Here is a 3,080-nt window from a genome sequence, read left to right as displayed (position 1 = left end):
GGATTTCGCGTCGATCACGGAATCGGCCAACACCACCGACCACTGTGGGAGCGGGCTTGCCCGCGAAGGCGTCAGGACAGTCGACATTGATGCTGGATGTGCCGGCCTCTTCGCGGGCAAGCCCGCTCCCACAGGTTGTGTGTCTTACCCAGATACTCCAAACGACACAAAAACCCTGTGGGAGCGAGCCTGCTCGCGATGCTTTCACCCCGGGGTCAGGCACTCCGGGCCGTTGAGTTTCGGATCATTGACCATGTTCGCCAGGACCCGCTCGCGCAATGCGGCGGGTTCGCTGGCGAGGAGGGCTTGGAGGGTGTGCAATGGGGTTTCGGGGTTGAGCCAGGCTTCCTGCCCGGCCGCATCCAGAATCAACGGTCGCCGCTGACTGGCCGCGGGTTGGGTGATCACCGCCGTGCTCAGCCACACCTGCTCCTGCACCGGATACGCCTCCCAGATCGCCGCGAAAAACAACGACGAGCCCTCCCCCGGCGTCAGCCAGTACGGGCGTTTGCGCGTGCCGCCGCGCCATTCGTAGAATCCGTTGGCCGGCAGCAGGCAACGACGCAGGCGCAGGGCTTCGCGGAACATGGGCTGTTCGGCCACGGTTTCGGCGCGGGCGTGGGCCGGTGTGCGGGACATATCGGTCAGCCACGGCGGTGTCAGGCCCCAGCGCGCCCGCGCCAGGTTGCGCTGGCCGTCTTCGCCGGCACGCAGGATCAACACCGAATCATTGGGGGAAATGTTCCACTGGGCCTGCTGATCGGCGGGGAAGCCAGGCAGGGCCGCAAAGGCGGGATTCCAGCGAAACAGGGCATAACGTCCACACATGGCGCAGCACGACTCTTGATCAAACGAACGGCCAGCCTAACAGACCAGCGTGCCCGGAAAGCTCTCGGGTTCATCCCCCGCAAGCGGCAGCGCGGCATTGTACGCGCTGATCAGCTCGCGGGCGTAGGCGGCCTGATCGTTTTCCACCGCCAGGCCCAGCAGCCCGAAAATCGGCAGTTCGCCGCTGGCACCGACCAGGTCGCGCCCCACCAGATGCGCCTCGATGCCCTCGCTGGCGAGCATGCCTTGCAGCAACTCGCCCTCCATCAGGTTTTCCGGTTCGTAGATTCGCTGCATATAGGCCTTCAATCGTTCTCGCTGAACACTTCCAGGTGCCATTCCTCGCCATGAACCTGCAGGACAAAGGTTATCGGCCGACAACACACCTGACAGTCTTCAATATAGGTCTGATCACCTGCGGACAGGTCGATGGTGGTTTCGACTTCCTCACCACAATACGGACATTCATAAACTGCGCTTTCCAGCATCGCGGTCTCCCGAGTGACTTGTGCGTATAATCGCCGGTCTATTTGCAGGGCTATTGGTGTCTGACTACTTTTCAGACCGTGCCCTGCCGGTTTTTGATCAGAACCTTTACTTACCCTAGCCGTTTCCAACAAGAGAGCATGATGGGCGAATTCGATGCCATCCGACCTTATGACGACAGTGAAGTCCCGGCAGTGCTGGCACGACTGCTCGGCGACAAGGCGTTTCTAGATATCCTCACCCACTTCCGCTTTCCGCGTTTTGCCGGTGCCCTGGGCTGGGCGCTCAAACCTCTTATAGCTCATCGTCTGCGCCGTGAGTTCGCCGGCGTCACTTCGGTGGCCACCCTGCAGGACAAAGTCGAGCACTACGTCGACCACACCATCGAGCGCGCCACCGATGGCGTGACCTACACCGGTGTCGAGCAGTTCAAGTCCGGCAGCGCCTACCTGTTCATCGCCAACCACCGCGATATCGTCATGGACCCGGCCTTCGTCAACTACGCCGTGTACCACGCCGGCCTGCCGACTCCCCGTATTGCTATCGGCGACAACCTGCTGCAGAAGCCTTTCGTCAGCGACCTGATGCGCCTGAACAAGAGTTTCATCGTGCACCGTTCGATCACCGGCCGTCGCGAGAAAATGGCGGCGTACCAATTGCTATCGGCGTACATCAACCATTCGATCCGCAACGATTGCGCGTCGATCTGGATCGCCCAGGCCGAAGGCCGGGCCAAGGACGGCGACGACCGTACCGAGTCCGCGATCCTGAAGATGTTCCACATGAGCCGCAAGGACGAGCCGTTCGGCGAAGTCATTCGCTCCTTGAACCTGACGCCAGTGTCGATCAGCTATGAATACGACCCGTGCGACCAGGCCAAGGCCCGCGAGCTGTACATCCGCGCCACCACCGGCACCTATACCAAGGCGCCGGGCGAGGATGACGTGAGCATCGCCAAGGGCATCACCGGCTACAAGGGCCGGGTGCACGTGAACTTTGCCGCGCCGATCACCGAGCTGTTTGAGGACACCAAGCAATTGGCGGTCGAGATGGACAAGCAGATTCTGGGCGGTTACCGCCTGTTCCCGGTGCATTACCTGGCTTATGCGCAGTGGAAGGACGCCGATCCGCAGTTGCAGGTGCCAAAAGCTGCCGAGATGTTCGCGGCGGACGAACTGGCCAAGGCTCAAGAGCAATGGCAGCAACGCCTGGATGCCTGCCCTGAAGAGCATCGTCCGTACCTGGTGCTGCAATATGCGACGCCGGTGCGTAATCAGTATCGGGTCAAGGCAGGGTTGCCGCTTTAGTCGCTACCCGATCCTCTGTGTGGATTCAGACCTGGGTACTGATCCACGAAACCAGCAACGCCAGCGCCATGCAGGCAAAACCGAAGCGGTAGAAAAAGCGGTTCATGCGCAGGGTAGCCCAATCCAGCGTGGGCTCTTCACCGCTACCGTTCTGACGCTGCGCCTCAAGACTGGCTATGGCGCGCTGTTCGCGGCGGCGGGTGGCGTGCAGCAGCCAGCTACCCGGGAAGGCCAGGAGCAATGCCAGCAGATTGATCAATTTGGCGGGATGGGCGGTAAACAGCGTCATCAAGTGCAGCGACATCACAAGCCTCAGACAAAACAGTTAGAACAGACGCCGAGCGACGACCGCGGCGAGGGATTCTACCGAAAGCCTGCCTGACTGCCCGCTCTTTCCGACAATTAGCCAAGAGTCGCCTTCAATCTATCTGCCCGCCGCAGATTCCCTGTGGGAGCGGG

At 61.2% G+C, this 3,080-nt stretch carries 5 protein-coding genes; 1 reads left to right on the top strand and 4 read right to left on the bottom strand.

Annotated elements, in window-relative coordinates; translation table 11 throughout:
• Positions 1 to 204 precede the first annotated feature (204 nt).
• The 3 genes from K9857_RS30145 to K9857_RS30135 are packed head-to-tail and all read right to left on the bottom strand — an operon-like array spanning position 205 to position 1,316.
• Positions 205 to 828, bottom strand: a complete 624-nt coding sequence (locus K9857_RS30145) for an SOS response-associated peptidase (RefSeq protein WP_224542198.1) — start codon at positions 826 to 828, stop codon at positions 205 to 207.
• A 36-nt stretch (positions 829 to 864) separates the two neighbouring features.
• The gene (locus tag K9857_RS30140; RefSeq protein WP_175377758.1) at positions 865 to 1,125 is read right to left on the bottom strand and encodes a putative signal transducing protein; all 261 of its coding nucleotides are present in this window, start codon (positions 1,123 to 1,125) and stop codon (positions 865 to 867) included.
• An 8-nt stretch (positions 1,126 to 1,133) separates the two neighbouring features.
• Complete coding sequence (locus tag K9857_RS30135) at positions 1,134 to 1,316, bottom strand: CPXCG motif-containing cysteine-rich protein (protein WP_175377757.1); 183 nt, start codon at positions 1,314 to 1,316, stop codon at positions 1,134 to 1,136.
• Positions 1,317 to 1,457: 141 nt separating this feature from the next.
• Between K9857_RS30135 and K9857_RS30130 the strand changes: the two genes are divergently transcribed.
• Positions 1,458 to 2,621: a 1-acyl-sn-glycerol-3-phosphate acyltransferase gene (locus K9857_RS30130; RefSeq protein WP_224542196.1), complete on the top strand. Its 1,164-nt coding sequence runs from the start codon at positions 1,458 to 1,460 to the stop codon at positions 2,619 to 2,621.
• Between the two features lie 25 nt (positions 2,622 to 2,646).
• On the opposite strand, the gene K9857_RS30125 is transcribed toward K9857_RS30130, so the two are convergent.
• Complete coding sequence (locus K9857_RS30125) at positions 2,647 to 2,925, bottom strand: hypothetical protein (RefSeq protein WP_224542194.1); 279 nt, start codon at positions 2,923 to 2,925, stop codon at positions 2,647 to 2,649.
• Between the last annotated feature and the right edge of the window lie 155 nt (positions 2,926 to 3,080).

Source organism: Pseudomonas sp. REP124, assembly GCF_020164475.1.
In the GTDB taxonomy this organism is placed as follows: Bacteria; Pseudomonadota; Gammaproteobacteria; order Pseudomonadales; family Pseudomonadaceae; genus Aquipseudomonas.
This window is presented reverse-complemented; position numbering and strand designations above follow the sequence as displayed.

Coding starts and splice junctions, on each gene's coding strand:
- K9857_RS30135 (WP_175377757.1), bottom strand. CDS start 1,316: ATGCTGGAAAGCGCAGTTTATGAATGTCCGTATTGTGGTGAGGAAGTC.
- K9857_RS30140 (WP_175377758.1), bottom strand. CDS start 1,125: ATGCAGCGAATCTACGAACCGGAAAACCTGATGGAGGGCGAGTTGCTG.
- K9857_RS30145 (WP_224542198.1), bottom strand. CDS start 828: ATGTGTGGACGTTATGCCCTGTTTCGCTGGAATCCCGCCTTTGCGGCC.
- K9857_RS30130 (WP_224542196.1), top strand. CDS start 1,458: ATGGGCGAATTCGATGCCATCCGACCTTATGACGACAGTGAAGTCCCG.
- K9857_RS30125 (WP_224542194.1), bottom strand. CDS start 2,925: ATGTCGCTGCACTTGATGACGCTGTTTACCGCCCATCCCGCCAAATTG.